The sequence below is a fragment of the Actinocrinis sp. genome, assembly GCF_035946395.1.
In the GTDB taxonomy this organism is placed as follows: Bacteria; Actinomycetota; Actinomycetes; order Streptomycetales; family Catenulisporaceae; genus Actinocrinis.
The window spans coordinates 40,234-65,905 of the sequence record NZ_DASYZI010000144.1 but is presented as its reverse complement, the minus strand read 5'-3'; the positions used below and the strand labels follow the sequence as shown (position 1 = coordinate 65,905).

The 25,672-nt window shown below is 70.4% G+C and carries 24 protein-coding genes; 14 read left to right on the top strand and 10 right to left on the bottom strand.

The genetic code is table 11. The features are described from left to right. The first annotated feature begins 265 nt into the window (after nt 1-265). The 9 genes from VGS97_RS09310 to VGS97_RS29475 all read left to right on the top strand — a co-directional run bounded on the left by VGS97_RS09310 (nt 266) and on the right by VGS97_RS29475 (nt 9,899). The gene (locus VGS97_RS09310) at nt 266-1,369 is read left to right on the top strand and encodes a radical SAM protein (RefSeq protein WP_326852908.1); all 1,104 of its coding nucleotides are present in this window, start codon (nt 266-268) and stop codon (nt 1,367-1,369) included. Continuing rightward, a complete protein-coding gene (locus VGS97_RS09305; protein ID WP_326852907.1) occupies nt 1,362-2,360 on the top strand; it encodes a radical SAM protein in 999 nt (332 codons plus the stop codon). The genes VGS97_RS09310 and VGS97_RS09305 overlap by 8 nt, the downstream gene beginning before the upstream one ends. Next, nucleotides 2,357-3,091 (top strand): iron-containing redox enzyme family protein, encoded by a 735-nt coding sequence (locus tag VGS97_RS09300; protein ID WP_326852906.1) that lies wholly within the window; start codon nt 2,357-2,359, stop codon nt 3,089-3,091. Before VGS97_RS09305 ends, VGS97_RS09300 begins: the two co-directional genes overlap by 4 nt. A 2-nt stretch (nt 3,092-3,093) precedes the next feature. Continuing rightward, nucleotides 3,094-4,479 carry an MFS transporter gene (locus tag VGS97_RS09295; protein WP_326852905.1) on the top strand — a complete coding sequence of 462 codons (1,386 nt, stop codon included), beginning with the start codon at nt 3,094-3,096 and terminating at the stop codon, nt 4,477-4,479. 68 nt (nt 4,480-4,547) lie between these two features. Beyond that, nucleotides 4,548-4,745: an aroma-sacti cluster domain-containing protein gene (locus tag VGS97_RS09290; RefSeq protein WP_326852904.1), complete on the top strand. Its 198-nt coding sequence runs from the start codon at nt 4,548-4,550 to the stop codon at nt 4,743-4,745. Between the two features lie 147 nt (nt 4,746-4,892). After that, on the top strand, nt 4,893-8,018 hold the full coding sequence (locus VGS97_RS09285; protein ID WP_326852903.1) for an AAA family ATPase: 3,126 nt from the start codon (nt 4,893-4,895) through the stop codon (nt 8,016-8,018). 113 nt (nt 8,019-8,131) lie between these two features. Further along, a complete protein-coding gene (locus VGS97_RS09280) occupies nt 8,132-8,881 on the top strand; it encodes a S8 family serine peptidase (protein WP_349262061.1) in 750 nt (249 codons plus the stop codon). 2 nt (nt 8,882-8,883) lie between these two features. After that, nucleotides 8,884-9,594 carry a GAF domain-containing protein gene (locus tag VGS97_RS09275; RefSeq protein WP_326852901.1) on the top strand — a complete coding sequence of 237 codons (711 nt, stop codon included), beginning with the start codon at nt 8,884-8,886 and terminating at the stop codon, nt 9,592-9,594. A 53-nt stretch (nt 9,595-9,647) separates the two neighbouring features. Next, entirely contained in the window at nt 9,648-9,899 is a 252-nt protein-coding gene (locus VGS97_RS29475) for a nitroreductase family protein (RefSeq protein ID WP_414641671.1), read from the top strand. A 123-nt stretch (nt 9,900-10,022) separates the two neighbouring features. On the opposite strand, the gene VGS97_RS09270 is transcribed toward VGS97_RS29475, so the two are convergent. Continuing rightward, complete coding sequence (locus VGS97_RS09270) at nt 10,023-11,255, bottom strand: ROK family transcriptional regulator (protein ID WP_326852900.1); 1,233 nt, start codon at nt 11,253-11,255, stop codon at nt 10,023-10,025. 288 nt (nt 11,256-11,543) lie between these two features. Here VGS97_RS09270 and VGS97_RS09265 point away from each other — a divergent pair, with 288 nt between their 5' ends. The 3 genes from VGS97_RS09265 (at nt 11,544) to VGS97_RS09255 (ending at nt 13,622) form a co-directional block, all read left to right on the top strand. Further along, on the top strand, nt 11,544-12,512 hold the full coding sequence (locus VGS97_RS09265) for an ABC transporter ATP-binding protein (RefSeq protein WP_326852899.1): 969 nt from the start codon (nt 11,544-11,546) through the stop codon (nt 12,510-12,512). After that, nucleotides 12,509-13,357: an ABC transporter permease gene (locus tag VGS97_RS09260; RefSeq protein ID WP_326852898.1), complete on the top strand. Its 849-nt coding sequence runs from the start codon at nt 12,509-12,511 to the stop codon at nt 13,355-13,357. Before VGS97_RS09265 ends, VGS97_RS09260 begins: the two co-directional genes overlap by 4 nt. Before the next feature lie 85 nt (nt 13,358-13,442). Next, on the top strand, nt 13,443-13,622 hold the full coding sequence (locus tag VGS97_RS09255; RefSeq protein WP_326852897.1) for a hypothetical protein: 180 nt from the start codon (nt 13,443-13,445) through the stop codon (nt 13,620-13,622). 102 nt (nt 13,623-13,724) lie between these two features. On the opposite strand, the gene VGS97_RS09250 is transcribed toward VGS97_RS09255, so the two are convergent. The 3 genes from VGS97_RS09250 to VGS97_RS09240 all read right to left on the bottom strand — a co-directional run bounded on the left by VGS97_RS09250 (nt 13,725) and on the right by VGS97_RS09240 (nt 17,057). After that, entirely contained in the window at nt 13,725-14,564 is an 840-nt protein-coding gene (locus VGS97_RS09250) for a carbohydrate ABC transporter permease (RefSeq protein WP_349262060.1), read from the bottom strand. Between the two features lie 49 nt (nt 14,565-14,613). Beyond that, nucleotides 14,614-15,591 (bottom strand): sugar ABC transporter permease, encoded by a 978-nt coding sequence (locus VGS97_RS09245; RefSeq protein WP_326852895.1) that lies wholly within the window; start codon nt 15,589-15,591, stop codon nt 14,614-14,616. A 143-nt stretch (nt 15,592-15,734) separates the two neighbouring features. Further along, on the bottom strand, nt 15,735-17,057 hold the full coding sequence (locus VGS97_RS09240) for a sugar ABC transporter substrate-binding protein (RefSeq protein WP_326852893.1): 1,323 nt from the start codon (nt 17,055-17,057) through the stop codon (nt 15,735-15,737). A 261-nt stretch (nt 17,058-17,318) separates the two neighbouring features. Here VGS97_RS09240 and VGS97_RS09235 point away from each other — a divergent pair, with 261 nt between their 5' ends. Together VGS97_RS09235 and VGS97_RS09230 are read left to right on the top strand one after the other, a co-directional pair. Continuing rightward, a complete protein-coding gene (locus tag VGS97_RS09235) occupies nt 17,319-18,470 on the top strand; it encodes a substrate-binding domain-containing protein (RefSeq protein WP_326852892.1) in 1,152 nt (383 codons plus the stop codon). A 65-nt stretch (nt 18,471-18,535) separates the two neighbouring features. Continuing rightward, nucleotides 18,536-19,519, top strand: a complete 984-nt coding sequence (locus tag VGS97_RS09230) for a hydroxyacid dehydrogenase (protein ID WP_349262059.1) — start codon at nt 18,536-18,538, stop codon at nt 19,517-19,519. 340 nt (nt 19,520-19,859) lie between these two features. On the opposite strand, the gene VGS97_RS09225 is transcribed toward VGS97_RS09230, so the two are convergent. From VGS97_RS09225 to VGS97_RS09200, 6 genes are all read right to left on the bottom strand, one after another. Then, complete coding sequence (locus VGS97_RS09225; RefSeq protein ID WP_326852890.1) at nt 19,860-20,360, bottom strand: GyrI-like domain-containing protein; 501 nt, start codon at nt 20,358-20,360, stop codon at nt 19,860-19,862. A gap of 5 nt (nt 20,361-20,365) precedes the next feature. After that, the gene (locus tag VGS97_RS09220; protein ID WP_326852889.1) at nt 20,366-21,238 is read right to left on the bottom strand and encodes a MerR family transcriptional regulator; all 873 of its coding nucleotides are present in this window, start codon (nt 21,236-21,238) and stop codon (nt 20,366-20,368) included. A 21-nt stretch (nt 21,239-21,259) separates the two neighbouring features. Next, nucleotides 21,260-22,909 carry a chloride channel protein gene (locus VGS97_RS09215; protein ID WP_326852888.1) on the bottom strand — a complete coding sequence of 550 codons (1,650 nt, stop codon included), beginning with the start codon at nt 22,907-22,909 and terminating at the stop codon, nt 21,260-21,262. 149 nt (nt 22,910-23,058) lie between these two features. Continuing rightward, on the bottom strand, nt 23,059-23,469 hold the full coding sequence (locus tag VGS97_RS09210; protein ID WP_326852887.1) for a MarR family winged helix-turn-helix transcriptional regulator: 411 nt from the start codon (nt 23,467-23,469) through the stop codon (nt 23,059-23,061). Nucleotides 23,470-23,671: 202 nt separating this feature from the next. Continuing rightward, nucleotides 23,672-24,169 carry a hypothetical protein gene (locus VGS97_RS09205; protein ID WP_326852886.1) on the bottom strand — a complete coding sequence of 166 codons (498 nt, stop codon included), beginning with the start codon at nt 24,167-24,169 and terminating at the stop codon, nt 23,672-23,674. A 256-nt stretch (nt 24,170-24,425) separates the two neighbouring features. Continuing rightward, on the bottom strand, nt 24,426-25,595 hold the full coding sequence (locus VGS97_RS09200) for a hypothetical protein (RefSeq protein ID WP_326852885.1): 1,170 nt from the start codon (nt 25,593-25,595) through the stop codon (nt 24,426-24,428). Between the last annotated feature and the right edge of the window lie 77 nt (nt 25,596-25,672).

Sequence of the window (25,672 nt, the reverse complement as noted above, 5' to 3'; positions counted from 1 at the left end):
CGCAGCCCGGCGTCCGGCGCCGAGTTCGTCCGGGCTCGTACATGAGAATCAGCCTACTGCTAGTACGTGGGCCTTGCGGAGGCATCACCGCGGTGCTACAGAAAAGGTGCGGTGTCAGAGGACTTCAGTTCGATTCGGCGCGGCCCCGCACTCAACTGTTCCGCAGGCGACACCGCGCTGGTCGCACGGCTCCCGCGCAGGTTCGTCGCGCCCGAGCGGGTTCTCGTCCGCCAGTATCGACCACTGAAATGCAAGGCGGGTATACGTGCACTTATCGGAGATCATCGCGCTGCGCACGGTACCCGCCGCCGCCCTGTGCCTCGGCCTGACTCAACGCTGCCCGCTCAACTGCCGGCACTGCTCGACCAACTCGACGCTCGGCGCGGCCGACTACTCGCAGGCGCCGTTCCGCCGGATCGTGGGGACCTTCACCGAGGAATGCCATCCCGAGCTCGTCGTGATGTCCGGAGGCGAGGCGCTGCTCAAGGCCGAGCTGGTGCGCTGGGTCGGCGAGGCCTCGCGGCGCGTCGGCACCAGCACGCAGCTGATCTCGGGAATGTACTTCGCCCGCGAGCGCCGGACCCCGCCGGCGGTGCGCCGGGCGATCGACGCGGTGGACCACCTCTCCGCGAGCATCGACGTCTTCCACGAGGAGGAAGTGTCACGCGCCGACGTGCTGCGAGTCCTGCGCGAATACGCGGACGAGGGCAAGGACCTCAGCGTGCACCTGGTCGGGCTGGACGATGAGGACCCTTACCTGACCGAGGCGATCGCGGACATCCGCGAGCAGTTGGGCGACCGGGTGCCGATCGCGGTGAACCACGTCGGGTCGCTGGGCCGGGCCGCCGAGTGGCTCGACGCGCCGGGCCCGGTGCCGCCGTGGCGTTCGGGGCCCGAGCCGTGCATGCTCGCCTCCTGGCCGCTGGTGCGCTACGACGGCGCGGTGCTGGCCTGCTGCAAGCAGGAGGTCGTCGACATGCCCGTCGTGCCGGAGCACCTGCTGCTGGGGCACGCCGGCGTGGACGACTGGGAGACGATCAGGAGCCGTACTCTCTCGCGCGACCTGCTGCGCGCGATCCGGGTCGTCGGGCCCCGCTCGGTGCGGCCGGAGGCCGAGGGGTCCGTGTGCGGGTACTGCGAGACGTGCTATGGGCTCGGCGGCGACCCGGCGGCCAGGCGCAGTGCCGAGAAGCTGATGGCGCGGCCCACGATGACGCTGGTGGAGCGCACCGCCGAGCGCATGCTCCGGGAGGCCGGTCCGGAGCATTTCGTCCGCACGTACGCCTCGCCGCGGTTCGCGGACCTCATCACGATAGGCGGCCTGGCCGCCGGCAGCGGTGGCGGCGGCGGTGGAGGCGACAATGGCTAGCGCGGCCGCTGCCAGGCTGAGCCTGGCCGAGGTGGAGGAGTCGCGCTGGGTGCGCGGCGACTCGGCCCTGTTCTTCATCACCGACCGCTGTCCCGTCGGCTGCAAGCACTGCTCGGTCGACTCAAGGCCGGACAGCCCGAGGATCACCGACTTCGCGCTCTTCGAGCAGGTCGTCGCCGGGCTCGCCGAGTCGCCGCTGCGGATCATCGGCATCTCCGGCGGGGAGCCCTTCGTCGAACGCAGGGGGCTGTCATATGCGGTCAGGGAACTGCACCGTGCCGGAAAGAGCGTGGTCGTCTACACGAGCGGATTCTGGGCCCGCACGCCGAAGGCGCCCGCCTGGATCGAGTCGGTGCTCGACCTCTGCGGCTGCGTCTTTCTCAGTACCGATGCATTCCACCAGGCGGGCATGGGCGAGGAGCGATTCCGTAACGCGGCCAAGGCCATCACGGACCGCGGCACGCCGATGGTCGTCCAGGTACTCGACCTCGACACGGAGGTCGACCGGGCGCAGCGCCTGCTGGCGGCGGCGCTCGGCCCCGGCTGGTCGTCCACGGTCGAGCTGAACAAGGTCGCGCTGCTGCCATACGGCCGGGCCGCCGAGCTCTACTCGGTCTCGCGGCGCCGTCCCGTGGAGTCCTTCGGCAGCTGCCGGGTGGCCCGTGCCCGGGTGATCCGCTACGACGGCGTCGTCTCGGCCTGTTGCAACGAAGCGGTGCTGATGGGCGCCGGCCCCGCGTGGTTCCGGCGCCGGGCGGACAGCTCCGGTCAAGTGCTCGACGCCATGAAGCACTACCAGGACAGCGACCTGCTGCAAGTCATCGGCTGGGAAGGCGTCGGCCGCCTGGCCGGCCATCCGCTGGCCGGGGATCTCGGTTCGCGGGAAGCGACCGGCATCTGCGGCGCCTGCTGGTCCCTGGTCGGCCGGATCTCCCGTGGCGAGCCGGTGCCGGCGGGCCGGGCCGCGCGATCCGTGGAGGCGGCGATATGAGCGGCACGGCGGCGCTCGCGGCCCCGCCCGGGTCGAACGCGCGGATCCTCAAGTCGAAGATCGAGTTCGCCCTGCCGGCGCTGCACACGGTCATCGCCCGCGTGTGGTCGGCCCCCGATCTCGACCGGCGCTACGTCGACTACCTCCAGACGATGCACCAGATGATCCGGGCCACCGTTCCCCTGATGGCGGCCGGGATCGCCCGCTGCGAGCAGCTGGCCGGCGACCCGGTGGCCGACGGCGTGGCGGCCTATCTCGGGAAGCACATCCACGAGGAGAACGGCCACGACGACTGGGTCCGTCAGGACCTTGAGCTGATCTGCCCGGAGGCCGGCGAGCTGCTCGCCGCGATGCCGAGCCCCGCGGTCGCGGCCGCCGTCGGCGCACAGTACTACTGGCTGGCGCACCACCATCCGGTGTGCCTGCTCGGCCATATCGCAGTGCTCGAAGGCTATCCCGGCTCGCCCGAGCTGCCGAAGCTGCTGGCGAAGCGCTCCGGTCATCCGGACAGGGCCTTCCGCACGATGCACGTGCACGCGGTCCTCGACCAGCGGCACCGCGACGAGCTGTTCGACGCGATCGACGCGCTGCCGCTGTCCGCGCGGCACCACTCCATGCTCGGCGTCAGCGCGATGCACACGATCGGCTCGCTCGCCACCGTGTTCGAGGAGCTTGCCGACCGGCGGGTGGCCGCGCACCGGATCAGGACCATGGCGACGGAGGGAGAGTGACCATGGCGGCACCCAAGATGTTCGAGGCCTTACGCATCCCCAGGTTCCGGCGGATCTTCGCCGGCCAGACGGTTTCGCAGCTCGGCGACTGGCTCGACTTCGTCGCCGTGCTCTCCCTGGTCGCCTACACCTGGCACGACGGCGCGGCCGGGCTCGCCGCGGTGGCGATCTGCGGCGCGCTGCCCTGGGTGCTGGTCTCGCCGCTGTCCGGAACGCTGGCGGACCGGCTGCCGACCCGCGCCGTGCTGGTCGGCTGCGACCTGGCCCGCGCGGCGATCGTCCTGTGCTACCTGCTGGCCGGGAACATCGTCGTGCTGCTGGCGCTGCTGATGCTCAAGGTCGGTTTCAGCACGCTGTTCAACCCCGCCGAGGCCGCTGCGATACGCCGGGTGGTGCCCGACGGCGAGCTGCTGTCCGCCAACACCCTGACCACCTTCGCCGCGCAGGCCACCAAGATCGTCGGCCCCGGTCTCAGCGGTCTGCTGCTGGCCACGGTCGGCGCGCACGGCGCCTTCGTCGCCGACAGCGCCTCGTTCCTCGCCTCGGCGGCGATCCTGGCCGGCCTGCCGATCGCCCGGCCCGAACTCGCGGCTTCCGGCACGTCCGGCCGCAAGACGGGGGTGCGCGCCGAGATGGCCGCCGGGCTGCGGTTCATCCTCGGCCGGCGGGTGCTGCTCACCGCCGTGGTCGGCATGGCCGCGACCGTGTTCCTGGTCTTCACCTTCGACACGCTCACCCCGCTCGCCCTGTCCGGCATGGGCTTCAGGCCCGAACTGCTGGGGGAGTGGCTGGCCTGCGTCGGGATCGGCGCCGTCGTCGGCACGGTGCTGGTCGGCCAGTGGGGCGGCAAAGTCAGGCCGCTGCGTCTGATGGGGATCTCCCAGGCGGTGGCAGGCCTCTGCGTGGCCGTGATCGGCGTGACCGTCGACCATGCGCACAACCCGCCGTTCGCCGCGGTCCTGCCGATACCGATCGCCGTCGGCTTCGCCGCGTCGGGCCTGCTGATCGCGTACCCGGTCATTTTGCAGACGTCCACCCCGGTCGAGCTGATGGGCCGGGTCATAGCCTTCGCCGGAATCCTGCCGACCGTGCTGCAACTGGCCGCCCCCGCGGTCGGCGCGGCGCTGGCCGGCGCCTTCCACGTGGGCCCGGTCTTCACCATCTCAGGGCTATGCATCGTGGCGGTCGGCTTGGCGGTCGTCGCGCAGCGTGTCCCCGCCGAGGCCCGGACGGCGCCGGAACCCGACGCGCAGCCGCTCACCGAGGACGCCGAGGACGACGTGATGGCGCACTGGGATCCGGACCCGGACCCCGAACCGGAAGCCGGGCAGGCGCTGCCGTATCCGCGCCGGATACCGGCCGGGGCCGGGGGATTCACGGGTCTGTGAGAAGACTGCCTTCCCTGCCGGGAAGGTGAGGCGAAACGGTTCGAGTGCAGAGAGTGGAGGTGTAAGCAATGTCCGAATTCGACGCGATCGAGGCCCTGGCGCAGGCCGGTATCCCGGTCCAGGATGTCAGTGAGGACGAGCGCGCGGTCTACGCGTCGCTGTCCGAGGAAGAGGTGGCGGTCCTGTCGGGTCTCAAGGCCCGGCTCACCGCGGCCAACGGCGACGTGGAGGCCCACGAGCTGTCCAACGGCGGGAACTTCTGGTAAATCGACGATCCACCCGCCGGCGAACGCCGGTACCGCATGACGCGCCGGTCCGCTGTCCGGGACGAGCCCCGTGTCCCGGAGATCGGGCCGGCGCGAATTTCCCTGTCCGGCGCGGGCCGTGCGCACCGCCGAGCACCTGGAGGACCGTTGCCCCGCCGCTGCCCGTCCTGTTCCGCGGAACAGGCTGACAGCGCGAGGTTCTGTAGCGCCTGCGGGACGGACGTCGGCGTCGTCGCCGGTACCGTCGCCGCCGCGGCCGCCGGCGCGGGCCCGGCCGCCGCGCGCTCGTGGATCCGCAAGATCGTCACGGTCCTGTTCTGCGACCTGGTCGACTCGACGGCCCTCGGCGGACGGCTCGACGCCGAGACCATGCGGACCCTGATGATGCGCTACTACGCCGCCATGCGCCAGTGCGTGGAACGGCACGGCGGCCACGTGGAGAAGTTCGTCGGCGACGCGGTGATGGCCGTGTTCGGCGTGCCCGCTGTGCACGAGGACGACGCGCTGCGCGCCGTGCGCGCCGCGCTGGAGATGCACCGCGAGGTCGCCGCACTCAACGAGCGGCTCGGCGACCGGCTCACCCTGCCGCTCGGCGTGCGGATCGGGATCAACGCCGGGGAGGTCGTCGCCACGGTCGACGACCTCGACGCCGACAACCTCGTCGCGGGCGACGTGGTGAACATCGCCGCGCGCCTGGAGCAGGCCGCCTCGTCCGGGCAGACCGTCATCGGGGAGAGCGTGCACCGGCTCACCCGGGAGAGCGTCGTGGCCGAGGCGCTCGATCCGATCGCGGCCAAGGGCGTCGACCGGCCGCTGGCGGCCTGGCGGGTGCTGTCCCTGGCGGTCGCGGCCGCGCCCGCGCGGCGGACCGGCTTCCACGGCCGCGGCCTGGAACTCGCCGCGCTGCGCAACTGCCTGGCCCGGGCCTCCAGCCACCGCACGTTCCAGCTGTGCACCGTCTACGGCGAGGCGGGCATGGGCAAGACGCGGCTGGCCGAACAGCTGCTGGCCACCGTCTCGACCGCCGAGGCACGAGTCGCGATGGCCGCGTGCCCCGCGTACGGGACCGATGGCAGCACCCTGCTGCCGATGGTCACCGCGATCCGGCGCACCGCCGAGGACCTGGGCTGGGACCCGGCCGAACTGCTTCCCGGGCATCTGGTCGAGGGCGCGGTCGGCGACCTGCCCGCCGAGACCTTCGCGGCGATCCGGCGCGGCCTGGACGCGCTGTGCCGCGACACCGCCGTGCTCCTCGTCCTCGACGACCTGCACTGGGCCGACGATCCGCTTCTCGACCTGCTCGACTCGCTCGCCCAGCGGATGAAGAACAGCCCCCTGATGGTGCTGTGCCTGGCCCGGATCGACCTGCTGGAACGGCGCCCGGACTGGGGCGGCGGCAAGTTCTCCGCGGTCAGCCTGACCCTCACGCCCTTCGCGCCGGACGAGTGCGAGTCGCTCGGCCGGGAACTGGTACGCAACGCGTCGTTCGACCAGCGCGTGCTGGCCCGCTGTGTCGAGGCGAGCATGGGCAACCCGTTCTTCCTCGAACAGTTCCTCCAGATGGAGTCCGAGCGGCGCAGCGACGACGAGTTCCCGCTGACGGTCCAGTCCGCCGTGGCCGCGCGGCTCGACCGGCTCTCCAGGCGGCAGCGCGACGTCCTGGAGTGGGCGTGCGTGATCGGGCACGAATTCGGTACCGCGACCCTGGAGCGCTGCTGCGGCGAGGCGGCCGGCCTCGCCGCGGCCCTCGACGAGCTGGACGACAAACTGCTGATACGCCGTACCACGGACGGCGATTACGAGTTCTGCGGCAAGCAGGTGTACGACATCTGCTACGCCGCGATGCCCAAGGCGGAGCGCGCGCACCGGCACCGCGCCCTCGGCGACATCTACGGCGGGCAGGACGCCCGCCCCGGACTGGCCGGCCACCACTACCGCTCGGCGCTGCTCTACTGGAACGAGGTCTTCTACGACGGCGACGAGGTCGACGAGGTGCGCCGCGACGCCGGAATGAGTTTTCTGCGATCCGGCCGGTCCGCACTGGCCGTGGAGGACCTGCCGCGCGCCGAGAGCGCCCTGCGCCGGTCGGTGGAGCTGCTGCGGCTCGCCGACGGCGGACCGGCTCTGGAGGCGAAGTCGCTGCTCATGGACACGGCGGGCGCGCTCGGCGACGGCGGCGCCGCGCTCGCCCTGGCCGACGAACTCGTCGCCGAGGCCGAACGCGCCGGGAACGAGCGGTTCGCCCGCTACGGCCGGATGGAGCGGATGGCGCTGTCCCCGGGCGTCGGCCCGGCGCAGCTGGAGGAACTGGCCCGCCGGGTCGAGCGGATCTGCGAACGCGAGCAGGACGCCGCCGGATCGGTGCGCGCCTGGACCAGGCTCGGGCAAGCGGCCGACCGGCAGGGCCGGCACGCCGAGGCGGCCGGGCACTTCGGCCGGGTCGTCGAGTTCGCCCGCCGGTCGCCGGGCGTGCTCGGCCTGCTGACCGTGCTCGGCGGGCTGGCCTCCGCGCTGCGCAGCGGGACCGAGGACTGCGCCACGGCGATCGAGTCCTGCGAAAGCCTGCTCGACGAGTTCGGCGCCGCCCGCGCCGGGGTGTGGGCCGCGGTCGGCCCCCCGCTGGCCGAGTTGCTGGCCATGCGCGGCCGGTTCGCCGAAGCGCACCGCCGGATCAACGGTGCGATCGAGGCCGTGGACGACCTGGGCTTCCCCGAACCCCGCGCGGCCATGGAGATGTTCCAGACCGGCATCGCCCTGCTCGAACGCGACGCTGCGGCCGCGCTCGACCACCTGGAGCAGGCCCGCGACCGCTACGCCAGGCTGGGCGTGCACTCGCCGCTCTGGCTCGCCGCCCAGAGCGCGCGGATCCTGCTGGAGGCGGGCCTGGTGGACCAGGCCGCCGAGACCATCAGCCCCCTGCTGGCCGCGGAGCCGGCTCCTGTCGCGTCCGGCGCGTCGGCCACATCCGGCGGTGCCCCGGCCACGGCCAGCCAAGTCAGTGCTCTGTCGTTACACGCCCGCATCCTCGCCGCGCAGGCCCGCCCGGCCGAGGCGGTCGCCGCGTCGGCGCGGGCCGAGGAACTGATGGCCGGGGTCGAGTCCCCCATCCTGCGCGCGACCGTCCACCTTGACAGTGCACTGATAGCGGCGGGCATCGGCGACCGCGACACGGCCGGCCTCAAGAGCAGACAGGCACAGGAGTTGTTCGAGCGGAAGGGACACCTGGTAGGTGCGCGTTGGGCGCAGCGGCTGCGCGAAGAGGGGCGCCTGTGATCGCCCGAACTGACGCCGGGACCGGGTCGCCCGACTCATCCGGACCGGGCCGGCTCACCTGGAAACTCGCCCTCCCCTCGGCCGAGGTGCCCGGCATCCCGTCCGACTGGCCGATGGAGCGGCTGCGCGACTGGGCCTGGGGCGGCGCCACCGGCGCCGGGGTGCGCGTGTGCATCCTGGACAGCGGGATCGAGCCGGACCATCCCCTCGTCGGCCCGCTCGACGGGGCGTACGCCGCCGTGCCGGCGCAGGACGCGGGCGCAGGCTACGGCGTCCTTCCGGAACCGCCGCACGACCGCTTCGGCCACGGCACCGCGTGCGCCGGGATCATCAGGTCCCTGGCGCCGCAGTGCTCGCTGACGAGCGTGCGGGTGCTCGGCGGGAAGACCGGCAGCGGCGACGCGCTGCTCGCCGGTCTGCGCTGGGCGATCTCAGAGGGTTTCGACGTGGTGAATCTGAGCCTTTCCACGACCAAACCGCGCTACACCCCGCAGCTGCGCGAATTGGCGGACGAGGCCTTCTTCCGCGGCACCGTCCTGGTCGCCTCGGCGCACAACATGCCGGTGGAGAGCTTCCCGTGGCGCTTCTCCTCGGTCATCTCCGTGGGCAGCCACACCGTCCCCGACCCGGAGCTGATCTACTACAACCCGTATCCGCCGGTCGAGTTCTTCGCCCAGGGACAGGACGTGCAGGTGGCCTGGAGCGGCCACGGTACCAAGAAGGTCTCGGGAAACAGTTTCGCCACCCCACGTATCGCAGGGCTCTGTACTCTCGTGCTGAGCAAGCACAGAAACCTCAGACCGTTCCAGATCAAGAACATCCTCTTCTTGGCCGCCAGGAATGTGGGTTATCGCGATGAGTGACGATGAGTGACTCCGGCCGCCTGTGGGATTCGGAGGCGGCGGCCCTGCTCAGCCTGATCCCCGACCACGACCGCCTGTTGCAGAGTGTGGTCGAGACGGCCCGGGGCATCTTCGCCGCGCAGGCCAGCTCGATATTCCTGCTGGACCCGCAGCGCGAGCACCTGGTCTTCGAGGCCGTGTCCGGGGCCGGCGAGGCGCATCTGGTCGGCATGCGGGTGCCGGTCGACCAGGGCCTGGCCGGCTGGGTGATGGCCTCGGCCCAGCCGATCGCCGTCGACGACGTGGACAACGACCCGATGTTCGCCAGGAACGTCGCCGAGTCCACCGGCTACGTCCCGCGCAGCATCCTCGCCGCGCCGCTGCTGATCGACGGCGACTCGATCGGCGTGATCGAGGTCCTCGACCGCACCAGCGATCCGCGCGGCGAGCTGTCCGACCTGGAGATCCTCGGCCTGTTCGCGAACCAGGCCGCCATCGGCCTGCAAATGCTGCGCCGCGCCTGGCTGGCCGACGCCCGCACCGATGCTCGTGGCGAACGCGTCGCCGCCGGCGAGCGGTCGGGCGCGAGCGCGAGCGGGAGCGGGAGCGGGAGCGGCGAGGGCCAAGCGGCGGCCGACTCGTCCCTGGTCAGTGCCCTGCGACTGCTGCGCTCCTGCAACGAGCGACAGTTGAAGAAGGCGCTCGTCGTGCTGAACGCCGTCCTGGACGTCTGACGGTCGTCGGCCGGATCACCGTGTTGTGCAGAAACACGGCGTCGTGCAGGAACATGGCACGGCCGACGCTTGTTCGACGTGCCGTGCACAGCGCCGAGAGCGCCGGGGGCCCTGTAACGGCAGTTCATCCCCTCCTGGCCGCCAGGTTCAGCCCGCACCGCTTCGATGCCACGCGCACGGTCGACGAGCAGAGCATCACAGCCCTCGCAGAGGCGTTCCGCTGGGCGCCGTCGGCAGGAAACTCCCAGCCATGGGGCCTGCATTGTTCGCCGCTTCCGCAGTGGCCGGGGCGTTGGAGGAAGTGAGCACCTGCACGGGATGGCGGGCGCCACCGGATACGGATGTTCGATCTTGGAGTTCCAGGTCCTCGGCTCCTGATCCGGCACTGATCCGGGAGCGAGACGCGCGGCCCGCCTGCCAGCCGTCTGTCACGACGTCTGCCGGCGGGCCGCGCCGTCGAGGAAGTGCGCCAGGGGGAGCGTCGCCGCGCCGAGCGTGACCGCCTCCGGGCCCAGTTCGCCGAGCTCGATCGATGCCGCCGCGAACGGACGGCGCAGCGAGTGCCGTCCGGCCGACTCACGGATCGCGACCAGCAGCCTGTCGCCGAGCAGCAGCCCGGCCCAGCCGCCCAGGATGACCCGCTCCGGATTGAACAGGTTGATCAGGTTGGCGATGCCGATGCCCAGGTAATACGCGGTCTGCGTCAGCAGGGCGGTCGCCGCGGGAGAGGATCCGGCGGTGGCGACGAGCGTCGCGAGCGCCGCCTCCTCGGTTCCGGTGGCGGGCGTCCCGGAGCCGGACGTTCCGAAGCCGGACGCCTCAGCGGCGCCGAAGCGGTCCAGGATCGCCTCGGCGCCGACGTAGGCCTCCAGGCAGCCGTCCGATCCGCACCGGCACCGCCTGCCGCCGGCGACGATCGTGGTGTGCCCCCACTCGCCCGCGCTGGACGTGGTGCCGAGATACATGCTCCCGCCGGAGATCAGCGCCGCGCCGACGCCGGAGCCGATCAGCACCACGGCCGCGTTGCGCGCCCCGCGCCCCGCGCCGAACCACAGCTCGGCCTGGCCCATCGTCTTCGCGCAGTTCTCGAAGCGCAGCGGCAGGTCGGTGTGCGCGCGCAGCAGCCGTTCCATCGGCACCGCGTCCCAGCCGTAGGTCTGGCCGTGCACCAGCGCCTCGCGGCCCTGCTCGACGATTCCCGGCACGCCGACGCCGACGCCGAGCACTTGCGTGGGGCTGACACCGGCGTCGGCGAGGACCGCGCGCAGGCCGTCCGCGATGGCCCGCACCACCACGTCCACCCTCTGCTCGGCGGGATCGAGCGGGTACTCGGCCTTCGCGTGCTCGGTCAGCGCCAGGTCGTACAGCCCCACCCGCACCCGGGTCTCGCCCACGTCGGCGCCGACCACGAACCCGTATTCCGGCCTGACGTCCAGCAGTACGCGCGGCCTGCCGCCGTCCGAGTCCTGCGATCCGGCCTCGGCGACGATGCCCTCGGCGAGCAGCTCGCGCACGACGTTGGTCACCGACGCCGGGCTCAGCCCGGTCGCGGCGCTCAGATCCTGCCGGCTGCACGGCCGGTCGAAGTACAGCGACCACAGGACGGCCGCCCTGTTCCCGCGTCGCAGATCCCTGACGGTACGGTGCCTACGGTCGTGCATCGGCTCCTCGTTGTTTCAAGACTCAAAACAACGGTACCGCACGGCACCCGTGTTTTCCGGCCCGGACACGCCTCCCAGTCACCGAAAGTGACGGCTGTCAAGGCCGCCAAAGGGGCGTTCTGTTGCATAGGGGGACGATCAAGAGGCGTTGACACCGCTGCGAGCCGAATCAGAGAATGGATGTCGCATCAGTCATGCCTCGGCAGAGGCGACCGGGGAAGAGCCGAGCCTGGAAGGTCGAGCGTAGTGTCACCGACTGATCCTGTGATCACAGTTTCCGGCCTTCGCATGCGATACGGCGCCTTCGAAGCCGTGCGGGGCATCGACCTGCACGTCGAGCGCGGCGAGGTGTTCGCGTTCCTCGGCCCCAACGGCGCCGGCAAGACGACCACCGTCGAGATCCTTGAGGGTTACCGCAAGCGCAGCGACGGCGTGGTGAGCGTCCTGGGCCAGGACCCGGGCCACGCGGACCGCACATGGCGGTCCCGCATCGGAGTGGTGCTCCAGGAGTCCAAGCCCGAGCGGGACCTGACCGTCACCGAGTGCCTGCGCCTCTACGCGGGCTACTACCCGAAGCCCCGCGGCATCCGTGAGACGTTGGAGCTGGTGGGCCTGGCCGAGAAGGCCGGGGCCATGGCGAGCAAGCTGTCCGGCGGGCAGCGCCGGCGCCTGGACGTGGCGCTGGCCCTGATCGGCGACCCGGAACTGCTGTTCCTCGACGAGCCGACCACCGGGTTCGACCCCTCGGCCCGGCGCGCGGCCTGGGAGATGGTCGCCGGGCTGCGGGATCTCGGCGTGACGGTGTTCCTGACCACGCACTTCATGGACGAGGCCGAGCGGCTGGCCGACCGGGTGATGGTGATCGCCGCCGGGAAGATCGTCGCCGAGGGCACGCCGGGCACGCTCGGTGGGCGCGACCGCACCGCCACCCTGATCAGCTTCTCGCAGCCGGCGGGCACGTCGTTCGACGACCTGCCCGCCCTGGTTCGCGAGGCCGCGGTGCCCGAGGGCGCGGGAGTGGACCGGCTGCTGCTGAAGTCCGTCTCGCCGCTGGAGGTGCTCGGCCCGCTGGTGCACTGGGCCGAGGGGCGGCACCTCGACCTGCCGGACCTTGAGGTGCGCCGGCCGAGCCTTGAGGACGTGTACCTGGCGCTGACCGCGCCGGTCGAGGACGGCGCCGCCGATGCCGGCGCGACCTCCTCATCCCAGTCCGGTCCCGCTTCCGGCGGCGAGCAGCGTGCGGAGGCCCTGCGATGACGACCACGACTTCCAACGCACCCACCGGTTCCGCGGGCGGCGCCTCCGTCGGCTCCACCGTCAGCCTGACGCTGCATCAGTTCCCGTACGACCTGCGCTCGTGGTTCCGCAACCGCCAGTCCCGGTTCTTCACCGTGATCCTGCCGATCACGTTCCTGGTCATCCTGGCCGGGGTGTTCGGCGGCTCGACCAACGGCAAGGTCAACCAGGTCGACGTCGCGGGCGGCAAGATCGACACCTCGGTCTACTACGTCCCGGGCATCATCACCCTCGGCATCATCGCCAACTCGCTGGTCAACCTGGTGATCTCGGTGACCGCGCAGCGCGAGTCCGGGGTGCTCAAGCGCCGCCGCGCGACCCCGGTCCCGGCGGCCGCGGTGATCGCCGGCCGGGCGCTGACCTCGGTGGTGACCTCACTGGTGATGTCGGCCATCCTGCTCGTGCTCGGCTGGATCTTCTACCACGCGCACCTGCCCGCGAGCACCGCCCCGGCGCTGGTGATCACGATCATCCTGGGTTCGCTCGCCTTCTGCTGCCTCGGCTACGCGCTCGCCTCGGTCATCACCGACGAGGACGCGGCGCAGCCGGTGGTGCAGGCGGTCATGCTGCCGCTGTACTTCATCTCCGGGGTCCTCATCCCCAGCTCGACGCTGCCGACCTGGCTCTCCGACATCGCCAACGTCTTCCCGGTGAAACACCTGGTCGAGGCGCTGCTCGCCGCGTACAACCCGAACAACACCACCGCCGGGTTCGCCGGCACGGACCTGCTCATCGTCGCGGCCTGGGCCGTCGCGGCGCTTGCCTTCGCCCTGCGCCGGTTCAGCTGGCTGCCGAAGGGCGGATGACGGACGACGCCGTGCCCGAACCGGCCGGTCAAACCCCGGCCCGGCCGGTTGCCAACCGAGGACCAACTAAGGAGATGCGCGATCAATGGCTACTGAGACCGAGTACAAGCAGGGTCAGTGTGCGCAGCACGGACAGGTCAACGCGAGTCGCGAACTGCCCGCCCTGAGCTTCCCGTTCATCGTGACCAAGATCCAGCGGACCATGGCCGCGAAGAAGACCCCGTTCGAGTGCCCGCAGTGCGGCAAGCCGGTCAGTGTCAGCTGAACCACTCGGCTGTGTCACGGCTGAATCACTGTGAGCTGAACGGCTCGACGTCAGACGGCTTGGCTCCGGCTATCGCAGGTGGGTAGCCGGAGCCAAGCCGTCTCACTTGACCGATCCGGCGGTCAGCCCGGCCACCAGATGGCGTTGCAGCAGCAGGAACGCGGCCACCACCGGCACGCTGACGACCAGCGACGCGGCCATGATCTGGTTCCAGTACACGTCGTTCTCTGACGCGTAGTTGCGCAGCCCGACGGCGAGGGTCCGGGTGGCGTCGCTGGTCATCACGGAGGCGAAGAGCACCTCGCCCCAAGCGGTCATGAACGAGTAGACCGCGACCGTGATGATGCCCGGCACCGCGACGGGGATGATGACGCGGATCAGCGCGCCGAGCGGCCCGTTGCCGTCCACCTTGGCGGCCTCGTCGAGTTCGCGCGGGATCGAGTCGAGGTAGCCGACCAGCATCCAGATCGAGAACGGCAGGGTGAAGGTCAGGAATGTGATGATCAGCCCGAGCCGCGAGCCGGAGAGCTGGACGCCCGTGGCCGTGCCGATGTTGACGTAGATGAGGAACAGCGGCAGCAGGAACAGGATGCCGGGGAACATCTGGGTGGACAGGACCGTGATGCGGAAGACCTGCCGGCCGGGGAAGCGGTACCGGCTGACCGCGTAGGCCGCCAGCAGCGCGATCACCACGGACAGTGCGGTGGACGCGGCGGAGACGATCAGGCTGTTGATGAAGTAGTGGGCCAGCGGGACCGTCGTCCACATGTCGGCGTACGGACGGGCCGTCAGGTGCGCCGGGATCCAGGTGAACGCGGCCTGTACTTCCTGGAGCGGCTTGAGCGAGCTGCTGAGCATGACGTAGATCGGCGCCGACGTGAACAGCGTGAGCAGCGTCAGCACGACGCGGCGGGTCCACACGAAGCCGCGGGACGGCGCCATCGGCGACCCGCGGCGCCGGGGCCCGGCGGGGATCTCGGGCGCTGCGGTGTCAGCCAAGATCTTTCCTTCTCCGGTCGGTGAGCAGCAGGTATCCGCCGGTGACCACCAGCAGGAACAGCATCAGCAGCACGGACATCGCCGAGCCGGAGCCGAAGTTCCAGTTCTGGAACGAGGTGTCGTAGATCTGTAGGGAGAGCAGATTGGCCTGCGGCGGCGGGACGTCCCCGAACAGCACGAAGGGGGTGTTGAAGTCGTTGAAGTTCCACAGGAACAGCACCAGGAGCAAGACCTGGTTCACCGGCCGCAGCGCGGGCATCGTGATGCTCCTGATCCGCCGCCACTCGCCGGCGCCGTCGATCGCGGCGGCCTCGTAGAGCTCGCCGGGGATGTTCTGCAATCCGGCGGTGACGACGAGGAAGGCGAACGGCCAGTTGCGCCACACGGCGGTGACGACCAGCGCGATGAAGCTGTTGTGGCCGATCAGCCAGAAGGGCGCGCTGTGGTACAGGTGCAGATCGTCGACGAGCAGCCGGTTCACCAGGCCGGTGTCGCGCTGGAACATGAACTCCCAGGTGATCGCCGCCGCGAAGGCGGGCAGCGCGTACGGCACCAGGAAGTAGGTGCGCAGGACCCCGCGCCCCCGGAACCGCTCCTGGGTCAGCAGCGCGGCCGCGAGCCCGATCAGCCAGGACACGGCGACCGTCAGCACGCTGAAGGAGCAGGTCACCCAGAACGAACTGAGCAGCTGCTGGCCGACGGCGCTGTGGAAGTCGAGCGCGAAGCGGTAGTTGGTCAGCCCCGCGTACGGCGCGGCGCCCCAGTCGCGGATGAAGAACTCGGTCAGCTGCTTGAAGCTGATGAAGATGCCCACCAGCATCGGCACGATGTGCACCAGCAGCTCGAACAGCACCGCGGGCAGCAGGAGCAGATACGGCAGCGCGCCCGCGCGCAGCCGCGCAGACAGCGGGCGCCTGGCTCGCGGCGGCTTGACCGCCGTGGCGTCGGCGATTTCGGTGACTGCGGCCATACACGAGTCCTTCCGCGAGTCCTACCGGACGGATCGGGCGCGCCGCCGCGCCGAGAGGTTCGGCCTCCCGGCGCGGCGTGTGTTCAGCGGCACTGTGTTGATGAACACTGTGTTGGTTGGGGACTGCGTCAGCGGGCGGGGCGTCAGCTTCCCGCCTGCAACTTCTGCTGCGCCTGGTCGAGCTGGCCGGCGACGAGCTGGTCGGTGATCTGCTGGCCGCTCGCCGCGTCCGCGAACAGGTTCTTCACCACCGCGCCGACCAGCGTCTGGAACTGGCTGATCTGCGGGATGGCCGGCATCGGCGCGGCGGAGGTGGCCAACACGTTCTGGTAGACCTTCGCCGCGTCGGTCTGGAACGCCGGGTCGCCGTAGGCGTCGCTGACCGAGGGCAGCGAGCCGAAGCTCTTGTTCAGGTCGATCTGGGTCTGCTTCGACGTCATGAACTTGACGAACTTCAGCGCCGCGTCCTTGTTCTTCGTGTTGGCGAAGACCGCCAGGTTGATCCCGCCGACGATCGAGTCGACGTGCTTGCCGCCGGCCGGCGGCGCGGCGGGGAAGGGCACCGGCGCGATGCCGTAGTCGCCCTTCTTCATCCCGTACTTGGCCAGCGTGGCGTCCGCGGACTGCCACAGCAGCATCGCTGCCTTCCCGGTGGCGAAGTCCTTCACCGCCTCGGTGCCGTTGGAGTACTCGGCGTCGCTCGGGTCGGCGATCTTGTCCGCGCCGAGGAAGTCGACGTACTGCTTGATCCCCGCGACGTTCTGCGGGGTGTCGAAGGTGGGCTTGCCCGAGGCGTCGAAGAAGGCGCCGCCCTGCTGCTGGCTGAAGGTGAAGGCGTGGTGCGAGTTCTCCGTCGTGCTGCCGCCCTCGACGGAGACGCCCCACTGGCCCGCGTGGGTCAGGGCCTTGGCGTCAGCGAGGAAGTCGTCCCAGGTCGCCGGGGCGTTGGCGATGTTCGCGGCCTGGAACATCGCCTTGTTGTAGTAGAGCGCGTACGCCGCCGAGTAGATCGGCACGCCGACCGGGTCCTTGCCGGGCGCCCCGGTCGCGGCCAGCGCTCCGGGCAGGAACCGGTCGCCGCCGCCGAGCTGGGTCATCACGTCCGAGCTCATCGGCAGGAACGCGCCGGTCGCCTGCACCGTGGCGGACCAGGTGTTGCCGATGTTGACCACGTCGGGCCCCTGGCCCGAGGTGGCCGCGGCGAGCACCCGGTTCTGTAGGTCCTTCCAGCCGATGACCTCCAGATGGACCTTGACGCCGGTCTGCTGGGTGAACGCGTTCAGCTCCGGCGTCAGGATGCTGACGTCATCGGCGATCGAACTGCCCTGGTCGCTCGACCAGTACGTGATGGTCTGCGACCCGCCGGAGCTGCTGCCCCCCGATGAGGAGCCGCAGCCCGAGGCGAGCAGCGCCGCCACGGCGGCGAGCGCCGGGAGGAGAGGTCTGCGATAGCGGGAACTGCGCATCTGTCGACCTTTCGGGAGGGGCGGAGGCGGCGAGGTCGGCGGGGGTGCGAGACACGTGTGGCCGCCGCGCCGGGCGACCGGACGCGCGGGTTGTCTCCTCTCCGACAGCCGCTTACGATGCCCAGAAATCCGCAACGAGTCAACAGTTTCAACTGGAAAACGAAAAGATCTACAATTTTCCGCAATCGGCGGCGAGTAGGCGAGACTGGTACGCGGCAGGATCGGCGCCATGGCGCGGATGAAGGCGCAGATGGAGGGAACGTGCTCGCACAACAGCGGCATGCCTACGTGCTGGAACGGCTCAGTGCCCAGGGAGCGGTCCGGGTGACCGAGGTGGTCGCCATGCTCGGCGTCTCGGACGGCACGGTCCGCCGGGACCTGGAGATCCTGGAGCAGCAGGGCCTGCTGATGCGGGTCCGCGGCGGAGCCGTGCCCACGACGGCGGCCACGGCTCCGATCTCCTCGGCGCCGCTCACCGCCGAGTCCGCGCAGCGACCGCCCGGGACGGCCTCGCGCGGCGGCGCCATGATCGGCATGCTCGTGCCCTCGACGACGTACTACTACCCCGAGGTCATCCGGGGTGCCCAGGAATCCGCGGCCCGCGCGGGGGCCCGGCTCGTCCTCGGCGTCACCGACTACGGCGGTGACCGCGACCTGGACCAGCTGCGCGCTCTGATCCGCTCCGGCAGCGACGGCCTGTTGGTGACGCCCGCCGTCGGCCCGGTGATCACCGAGCCGGTGCGTGATCTGGTGGAGGGCTGCGGGGTGCCGTACGTCCTGGTCGAGCGTCGCTCGGCCGCGACGTTTGATCACGCCGAATACGTGCTCAGCGATCACCGTCAGGGTGCGTACCGGGCGGTCGAGCATCTCGCACGGCTCGGCCACCGTGGCGTCGCACTCTTCGCGCACTTCACACCGACCACGAAGCCCGTCGTCGAAGGCCATGCGGCGGCGGTACAGCGGCTTGGCCTGGACGCCTCGGCACCCGTCATGGCGCCCGAAGACGGCACGGACCGGCTCGCGGCCATCGACGCGTTCGCGGACGCCTGCCGCGACTGCGGCGCCACCGCGGCGCTGGTGCACTCGGATCAGGAGGCGATCCTGCTGGTTCAGCGGCTGCGTACGCGCGAGGTCCGGATCCCCGAGGACCTGGCCGTGATCGCCTACGACGACGAGGTCGCCGCGTTCGCGCAGGTGCCGCTGACCGCCGTCGCCCCGCCGAAGTACGAGGTCGGCCGGGCGGCGGCCACGGCTCTGCTGGCCCGGATCGGTGTGGCCGGCGATCCGCCGATCCGGCAGACGGTCCTGCTGCCGAAGCTGGTGGTGCGCACCTCGTGCGGCGCCGCACTCAGAGCCCGCGATGCCGAGACCGGTTCCATGACGGCTGCACGCTTGCCGGTGGCCACGCCGTGACGCCGCAGCCGGCTCGACTGGTCCCGGCGACGCCTGCGGGCGTACGCCCCGCCGCGGTCCTCGCGATGCGTCCGGCGGTGGCCTCAGCGCTCTTAGATGCCGAGGCGCGTCGGCGTCTGCTCGACCTGGTCGACGTCGAGCTCGACGTGGTTCTGGACGACTTCACCACGCCAACGGCCCGCACTGCGCTCGCCGCAGCGGAAGTCCTGATCACCGGCTGGGGCTGCCCGCCGATCGACGAGGCCGCGTTGCGGGCCGCACCCCGGCTGCGTGCCGTCGTCCACACCGCCGGGAGCGTGAAGCCGCACATCACAGAGGCCTGCTGGCGCCGCGGCATCGAAGTGACCTCTGCGGCCTCGGCCAACGCGGTGCCGGTCGCCGAGTACACGCTGGCCGCGATCCTCTTCGCGAACAAGCGCGTGTTGTTCGCCCGGGACGAGTACCGGGCGGCACACGGGCGTGAGGACGACTGGCACGCCAGGCTCGCCGCCGCCGGCAACTACCGCCGCCGGATCGGCATCATCGGCGCCTCACGGGTCGGCCGCAGGGTCCTCGAACTGCTGAGCCCCTTCGATCTGGACGTGCTGCTCAGCGACCCGCACGTGGATCCGGCCGAGGCCGTGCGGCTCGGCGCGCGGCTCGCCCCGCTGCCCGAACTGTTCGCGCGCTGCGACGTGGTCAGCGTGCACGCGCCGCAGGTGCCCAGCACCGAGGGCATGGTCTCGCGGGCCCTGCTCGCAGCCATGCCGGACGGCGCGACGCTGATCAACACGGCACGCGGCGCGCTGATCGATCAGCAGGCGCTGCAAGAGGAGCTCGTCTCCGGCCGTATCAATGCCGTGCTCGACGTGACCACGCCCGAGGTGCTGCCCGCCTCCTCGCCGCTGTACACGCTGCCGAACGTGCTGCTGACTCCACACATCGCCGGCTCCATGGGCGGCGAACTCGCCCGTATGGCCGCGTTCGCCCTCGACGAGCTGCAACGCTGGACGCAGGGTGTCCCGTTCCTCGATCCGATTCTGCCGGAGGCGTGGGACCGCACCGCGTGACTGTGGCTGTGGCTGTGACCACGATCATGACCGCGCGCATGGCTTTCAGCGGATTTTGCATCTTATCTACCAAATAGCCGCTTCTGGTTCTCCTTCTCCGCGCCTTGCTGCATGAGCGGCCTGATTCAGAGCTCGGCTGCGTATGTACGGCGCGATCATGGCTACAGCAGCTCCGTGACCAGCAGAGGTACCGCCACACCGGTCGCCGAGACCTGGAACGGCACGTCCTGGGCCGTCTGCTCCATTCAGCACCAGTAAGCGGATAAGCATGTAAGCACAGAAGTGCGCCCTGATGGACAGCCTGGTTCCCGTCCGACAGGGCGCACTTCGTTCTGTCCAGTCAATCCGCCAGGCGGAAGGCCAACTGCGTCACCCATTTGTCCATGTCCGGCTCCTCGGATGGGTCACTCAGGTAGATCTCCAGGCGGCTGCCCCAGACGTCACCCTGCTCGCTCGGCGCCATGTCCCACCGCAGTCCCTGCCCGGCGGCCCATGTCAGCAGTGTCTCAGTGGCCTGCGCCAGCTCGTCCGGATGGCCGACATGCATGAGCGTCGCGTAGCGGCCGGACGGCAGCACTCCGGCGACGACCTTGTCGTCCCCCTGCACAGGGGACGCGACCGGCACGCCGCCCTCGACGAGCAACTCCCGCGCCATGTCGATCTCGTTGTATTTGAAGAACGGGGCGCCGGCGGGTGGCACGCCCTGTGCGGCGAGCCAGGCGAACACCTCCCCTACCCGGTCCGCGACCGTCGCGAGTTCGGTCATGGGTACCCGTGTCGCGATCGCCACATAGGGCTGCTCGGCACGAGTCTCGATCTGCGGTGTAGGCGTATCTGCCACCTTGCTCACCCTCTCGCCGCATACAGCGGCTGTTGCAGTTCGGTCACCCACTGCTCGGGATCGGGCGACCACTCAAGTGTGATCTCCCGGGCGTAACCCGCGCAGCTGTATCCGCTGGCCTCGATCCAGCGCGCCATGGACTGGATCGTGGAGAGCACCGTGTCCATCGAACCCCGATGGATCACGGACGCGGCGCTCTCGACGTGCGGAAGATCGATGATGCTCATGCCGCGATCGGCCGCCCCATCCCCGATCCTCGTCCTAGCCGCGGCCGCGGCTTCTGCCGCGTCGACGTGCACCGGCACGGCCGCGTGCACCACGACCGCGCCGTCCATGGCCGAGGCGTCTTCGTAGTATGCGATGGCCGGGCCGGTGGATCGGATGCCGGCGGCGTCCAGTTGCTGCCACAGCTCGCAGTAAAGATCTTGGATGACCGGCGTGATGGACTGCGGTTCGTAACCTGCCGCGATGCCGGTCAGCACGCCTACCCGCACCAGCGGCAGGGCCTTGATGACGACGTCGACGGCCGGCGCGAAGGCCTCGTTCTCGATCATGGCTAGTCGCGCCTCCACGCGGGCCAGCCGATCGACCTCGTCCTGGATCCGCGTCTGGATCTCGGCCCGGCGCAGCAGCAGCATCCCGCGCAGCTGCGCCGCGTCGACTGGCGTCCGCAGGAGCTCCTGCACCTGCTGGAGGCCGAAGCCGAGATCCTTGAGCGCGACGATCCGGTTCAGCTCGGCCAGCTGTTCCACCTGGTAGGAGCGATACCCGGACAGCGGATCGACGCAGGCGGGACGCAGCAGGCCGATCGTGTCGTAATGCCGCAGCATCCGCACCGAGACTCGGCCGTGGCTGGCGAACTGCCCGATGGTCAACATGATGTACCCCGGTTTACACCCTCACACGGTGTCAGGGTCAACCGTGTCGGGGTTAATACGCAGTTCGCGGGTGCGCAGCGTGAGGTGACGTTGGCGGTGGTGTTCCTCGTGATGGTCCTTGCGGCGCGCGTGCAGCAGGTGGGTCAGTTCCACCAGGCCGAGCAGCCGTTCCGGGTCGCCGCGGTCGACGACCAGGGCGCGGGTGGTGTCGTGCACGGCGAAGGTGTTGGCGACCTCGCGCAGGGTCTGGTCGGCGTAGACCAGCGTGCGCGGGTGCCGGGACAGTAGGTCGTCAGCGTCGAGCACGGCCGGGTCGGTGGTCATGACCTCGCGGGCGAAGAAGGTTTCAAGCGGGTCGGTGGAGTACTCGCGGGTCAGATGCAGCCCCCGGCGTGCGACCTTCTCGGTGAGCACGGAGCGTTTGAGCAGCAGCGCCGAGAGCAGGTACGCGCTGACCGACGCCACGAGCAGCGGTGTCAGGTCGTTCCAGGCGTGGGTGAGTTCGAGGGTGAACACGATGCCGGTCAGCGGGGAGCGCATGACGCCGCCGACGACTGCGGCCAGTCCCGCCATTGCCCAGAAGCCGGGGAAGACGTGTGGCAGCAGGTCCCCCTCCAGCGCCCCGAGCGCGCCGCCGATCATGAACACAGGGGCGAGCACGCCCCCAGAAGTGCCCGAGCCCAGCGAGAGCGACCAGATCAGCGTCTTCACGACGAGGATGCCGAGAACGAGGGAGAGCGCGGCACGCCCGGTGAGCAACTGGTCGATCACGTCGTAGCCCACGCCCAGCGCGCGCGGTTCGAACAGGCCGCCGACGCCGACGATCGCGCCGCCGAGCGCGGGCCACCACATCCAGTGGACCGGCAGCTTCTTGAAGGCGTCCTCGGCGAGGTAGACCAGGCCGGTGGCGCCGATCGCGAGCAGCCCGCCGGTGAGTCCCGGCAGCAGTGCGAGCGTGGTGGCCGCCGGGCCGGGGTGCACGAGGTCCGTGACGGGGAAGATCGGGGCGGTGCCCAGCAGCCAGCCGCGGCAGACCACGGACATGCTCACCGCGGCGCCGACGGGTATCAAGCTGCGCGGGCGCCACTCGAAAAGCAGCAGTTCGACCGCGAGCAGCACGGAGGCCAGCGGCGCGTTGAACGTGGCCGCCATGCCGGACGCGGCGCCGGCCACGAGCAGGGTCTTGCGTTCGTCGGCGCTGAGCTTGAGCGCCTGGGCGAGGATCGAACCGACCGCGCCGCCGGTCATGATGATCGGCCCCTCCGCGCCGAACGGCCCGCCCGAGCCGATGCTGATCGCCGCGGAGGCCGGCTTGAGCAGCGCGACCCGTGGCTGAATGCGGCTGCCGCCGACCAGAATCGCCTCGATCGCCTCGGGCATGCCGTGCCCGCGGATCTTCTCTGAGCCGAACCGGGCCATCAGTCCGACGATCAGACCGCCGGCGACCGGAGAGAGCAGGATGAGCGCCGCGCTGTGCCGTGCCGCTCCGGGCGCGACCAGCGCGGTGGACACGCGTTGGTAGAACACGACGTTCGTGATCAGGCCGATCAGCCGGAGCAGAAGGCAGGCGGCGCCTGCCCCGGCCGCGCCGACCACAAGCGCCAGGCCGGTGATGGGCAGCACTCGTGTGGTCAGGCTGAAGTCGCCGAGATGGCGGGGCATGAGTGGCATGGACGGCGGTCCGCCGCCATTGTTCGCAGTCGCTTCGTTCACAGTGTCATTCGCCGGTGCCCCGCTCGTCCCGTCGCCGTTCGCAGGACGGCCGTTCGGTGCACTGCCGCTCGTCCCGGTGGGCTTCGCATCCGCGCCGGTCCGGGCCGTCACAGTCCCACCGGGCTTTCGACGGCAGCCGTGCCGCGGTCTCCCGCGAGTGCCGCGAACCGTTCGGCCGCCGAGGCGGCCTGCTCCCGCTGGCCGGGTGTCATGGCGTCGAGGACGGCTTCGAGCAACTCGTGCCGCCGGGCGAGCACTGCGGTGACCACGTCGTGTCCGGCCTCCGTCACCTCGACGGTAACGATGCTGCGGTTGTTCGGCTCGGCCCCCCTGGCGACGAATCCCGCTGCCACGAGCTTGTCGGTCAGCCGGGTGACCGATGACGCAGCTGTCCCCAAGGTGGTGGCCAGCGTCGTGCAGGACACTCGGCCCAGGCCGTCCAATGTGCGCAGCAGCCGGAACTGCGAGACGGTCACCGCGCCGTCGAGCGCGTCCAGGCTCTGTGCGGTGATGCCCACCAACGTCTGTGTCAGCCGCTCGAACGCGGCCACATCCGCTCGCGCTGCGGCGCGGGGTGTCTGTCCAGACCCACTCTTCATGATGGCAATACTTGCCATAAGCAAGACTTGCAGTCAACAAGCTCCGGCAGAACACTGACTGCGCGGCCCGGCGTGGAGGTTCCGGGCCGCGCAGTCAGAGGTCAGCCGGTGCGGGGCAAGGTCAGCCGGTCGCGACGTTGCCGTAGGTGACGGTGACCGTGTAGCTGTGCGCGGTGTTGCTGGTAGGCATCGGGTCGAAGGAGACGACCCCGCTGCCCGAGCACGGCAGCCGCAGCGTGGTCGGGATCGGCACCTGCACGAACCAGTCCTTGATCACGATGGCCTCGCTGAGCGCCGACGCGGGCGTGAAGACCGCGTCGATGCTGTTGGCGGCCGAGCCGGTGAAGCCGAACGTCCCGGTGGGGGTGACCACCTCGGGCTCGACCTCGACGTACTGCCCGGACAGCGGGGCGCCGAGTTCGCCGGGCGTGGGCGGGAACGGGCAGACCACGGCGATGACGGCGTCGGCGGTCTTGCCGTTCACCAGGGCGATGAAGGGCGTGTTCGGGCCGATCGGCGCGGGATCGCCGACAGGGGCCGCGATCGCGGCCGAACCGGTGAGCGCGACCGACGCGAATGCCGCCGCGATGGGCAGCAGGGTGCGCAGGGGCCTGGTCATGACTGACTCCAGCTTGGTGGGTGGGGCGGAAAAGTAGGGTTCTGTCGATTGCGTCGACGCAGTGCACGGGGTTGACGAGGCGCCGGGCTGAAAACAGGCTCACTGAAGGGTGCTGATGGCGCGCACGAAATCAACGGGCCCGGATTCGTCCGCGTGCCAGCTGGACAGAACCCTGATGCTCTCGCATCCAGGCAGAGCGTGCAGGAGCCGGTGTAAAAGCGGGATAAGAACGCGAATTTTGAATTTCGTTCGCGTTTCACCGGCTGATCGCGATGCCCGCCGCGTCGGTGAAGGCCGAGCCGGCGTCGGTGAACGAGTGCAGCGGCGCGGCGTTGCCCTGCGCGAGCGATGCGTAGGCGTTGACCTGCCCGGCGCCGAACTGCGAGCTCTTGACCATCGCGTAGATCGTGCCGGTGGAGCGGCTGACGGCGAGTCCTGTGATCACGTTGCCCGCCAGGCCCGTCGCCGGACCCTCGATGGTCTGGATGGGCTGGGCGTCGCCGGACGCGTTACCGGCGAAGACGTTGATGCGCGTCGACGCGCCGTCGCTGACCGCTACGTAGATCCGGCCGGTCGAAGGCGAGTACGCGATCGACAGCTCGGCGCACGGCGAGCCGCACGCTCCGAGGCCGGTGGCCGGGCCGGAGATGGTCCTGACCGGTGTGCTGCCGCCGGTCGCTCCGCCGGTGAAGACCTCGATGGCATTGGCCTGCGTGCCCGTGACGGCGCCGATGACCTCGTTCTGGTTGTCCGTGGTCAGGATGCTGGGCCACGGGATGAAGCCGTCGTTCAGCGTGATGGTGCGCAGCGGCGGCACGTGGTAGAGGCTGCCCGGGACGCCGCTGGCGCCCGGCGGTTCGACCGCGATCGTCCATCCGGCCTGGCCGCCGGCGACGTATTCGTAGCCGTGCGCGTCGATGGCGACGCTGCGGTTGTCCGGCGCGTCCGCCTGGAAGATCCGGGACGGCGGGGTCGTCGCGGTCGCCCCCGGCGGGAAGACGAACGTGGTCGCGTCGGACAGGAACGTCTGCACGTACAGGTTCCCGTAGTTGTCGAAGGTGACGCCCCACGGAATCCACACCGTGTTCGAGTTCTGCGGATTGGAGACGGTACGGACCGGCGTCACGGCGCCTGAGCTGCCCGGGGAGTAAGCGGTCACCGGGCCCGAATCCGCGTTCGCGACGTAGACCAGCTCAGCGGGCGACGTCCCGGTCGGAGTGGGCGTGGGGGTCGAACTCGGGATCGGCGTCGGGGACGACGTCGCGACCGCGGTGGGAGAGGGAGTCGGGGTGGGGATCGAGGTCGGGGTGGGTGTCGCGGCCGCCGCCGGGGCCGCGCTCAGCGCGTCGGAGGGAGCCGTGTTGGCCAACACCAGAAGCAGGCCGCCCGCGATCGCGGTGGTCGTGCCCCACAAGCGCCATGGCATCATCGCAGTCCTCCGACATGCAGATCACTTGTTCACCCGAAGCCTTGCCCGCCAGGGTGGCAGCGCATTACCCGGGG

What these genes read in the sequence shown, in the direction of transcription:
- VGS97_RS09305 (WP_326852907.1), top strand. Translation starts at nt 1,362, where the DNA reads ATGGCTAGCGCGGCCGCTGCCAGGCTGAGCCTGGCCGAGGTGGAGGAG.
- VGS97_RS09260 (WP_326852898.1), top strand. Translation starts at nt 12,509, where the DNA reads ATGACGACCACGACTTCCAACGCACCCACCGGTTCCGCGGGCGGCGCC.
- VGS97_RS09250 (WP_349262060.1), bottom strand. Translation starts at nt 14,564, where the DNA reads ATGGCGCCGTCCCGCGGCTTCGTGTGGACCCGCCGCGTCGTGCTGACG.
- VGS97_RS09215 (WP_326852888.1), bottom strand. Translation starts at nt 22,909, where the DNA reads ATGCCACTCATGCCCCGCCATCTCGGCGACTTCAGCCTGACCACACGA.
- VGS97_RS09230 (WP_349262059.1), top strand. Translation starts at nt 18,536, where the DNA reads ATGCGTCCGGCGGTGGCCTCAGCGCTCTTAGATGCCGAGGCGCGTCGG.
- VGS97_RS09280 (WP_349262061.1), top strand. Translation starts at nt 8,132, where the DNA reads ATGGAGCGGCTGCGCGACTGGGCCTGGGGCGGCGCCACCGGCGCCGGG.
- VGS97_RS09290 (WP_326852904.1), top strand. Translation starts at nt 4,548, where the DNA reads ATGTCCGAATTCGACGCGATCGAGGCCCTGGCGCAGGCCGGTATCCCG.
- VGS97_RS09270 (WP_326852900.1), bottom strand. Translation starts at nt 11,255, where the DNA reads ATGCACGACCGTAGGCACCGTACCGTCAGGGATCTGCGACGCGGGAAC.
- VGS97_RS29475 (WP_414641671.1), top strand. Translation starts at nt 9,648, where the DNA reads ATGGCACGGCCGACGCTTGTTCGACGTGCCGTGCACAGCGCCGAGAGC.
- VGS97_RS09295 (WP_326852905.1), top strand. Translation starts at nt 3,094, where the DNA reads ATGGCGGCACCCAAGATGTTCGAGGCCTTACGCATCCCCAGGTTCCGG.
- VGS97_RS09255 (WP_326852897.1), top strand. Translation starts at nt 13,443, where the DNA reads ATGGCTACTGAGACCGAGTACAAGCAGGGTCAGTGTGCGCAGCACGGA.
- VGS97_RS09300 (WP_326852906.1), top strand. Translation starts at nt 2,357, where the DNA reads ATGAGCGGCACGGCGGCGCTCGCGGCCCCGCCCGGGTCGAACGCGCGG.
- VGS97_RS09240 (WP_326852893.1), bottom strand. Translation starts at nt 17,057, where the DNA reads ATGCGCAGTTCCCGCTATCGCAGACCTCTCCTCCCGGCGCTCGCCGCC.
- VGS97_RS09245 (WP_326852895.1), bottom strand. Translation starts at nt 15,591, where the DNA reads ATGGCCGCAGTCACCGAAATCGCCGACGCCACGGCGGTCAAGCCGCCG.
- VGS97_RS09220 (WP_326852889.1), bottom strand. Translation starts at nt 21,238, where the DNA reads ATGTTGACCATCGGGCAGTTCGCCAGCCACGGCCGAGTCTCGGTGCGG.
- VGS97_RS09205 (WP_326852886.1), bottom strand. Translation starts at nt 24,169, where the DNA reads ATGACCAGGCCCCTGCGCACCCTGCTGCCCATCGCGGCGGCATTCGCG.
- VGS97_RS09265 (WP_326852899.1), top strand. Translation starts at nt 11,544, where the DNA reads ATGCGATACGGCGCCTTCGAAGCCGTGCGGGGCATCGACCTGCACGTC.
- VGS97_RS09200 (WP_326852885.1), bottom strand. Translation starts at nt 25,595, where the DNA reads ATGCCATGGCGCTTGTGGGGCACGACCACCGCGATCGCGGGCGGCCTG.
- VGS97_RS09275 (WP_326852901.1), top strand. Translation starts at nt 8,884, where the DNA reads ATGAGTGACTCCGGCCGCCTGTGGGATTCGGAGGCGGCGGCCCTGCTC.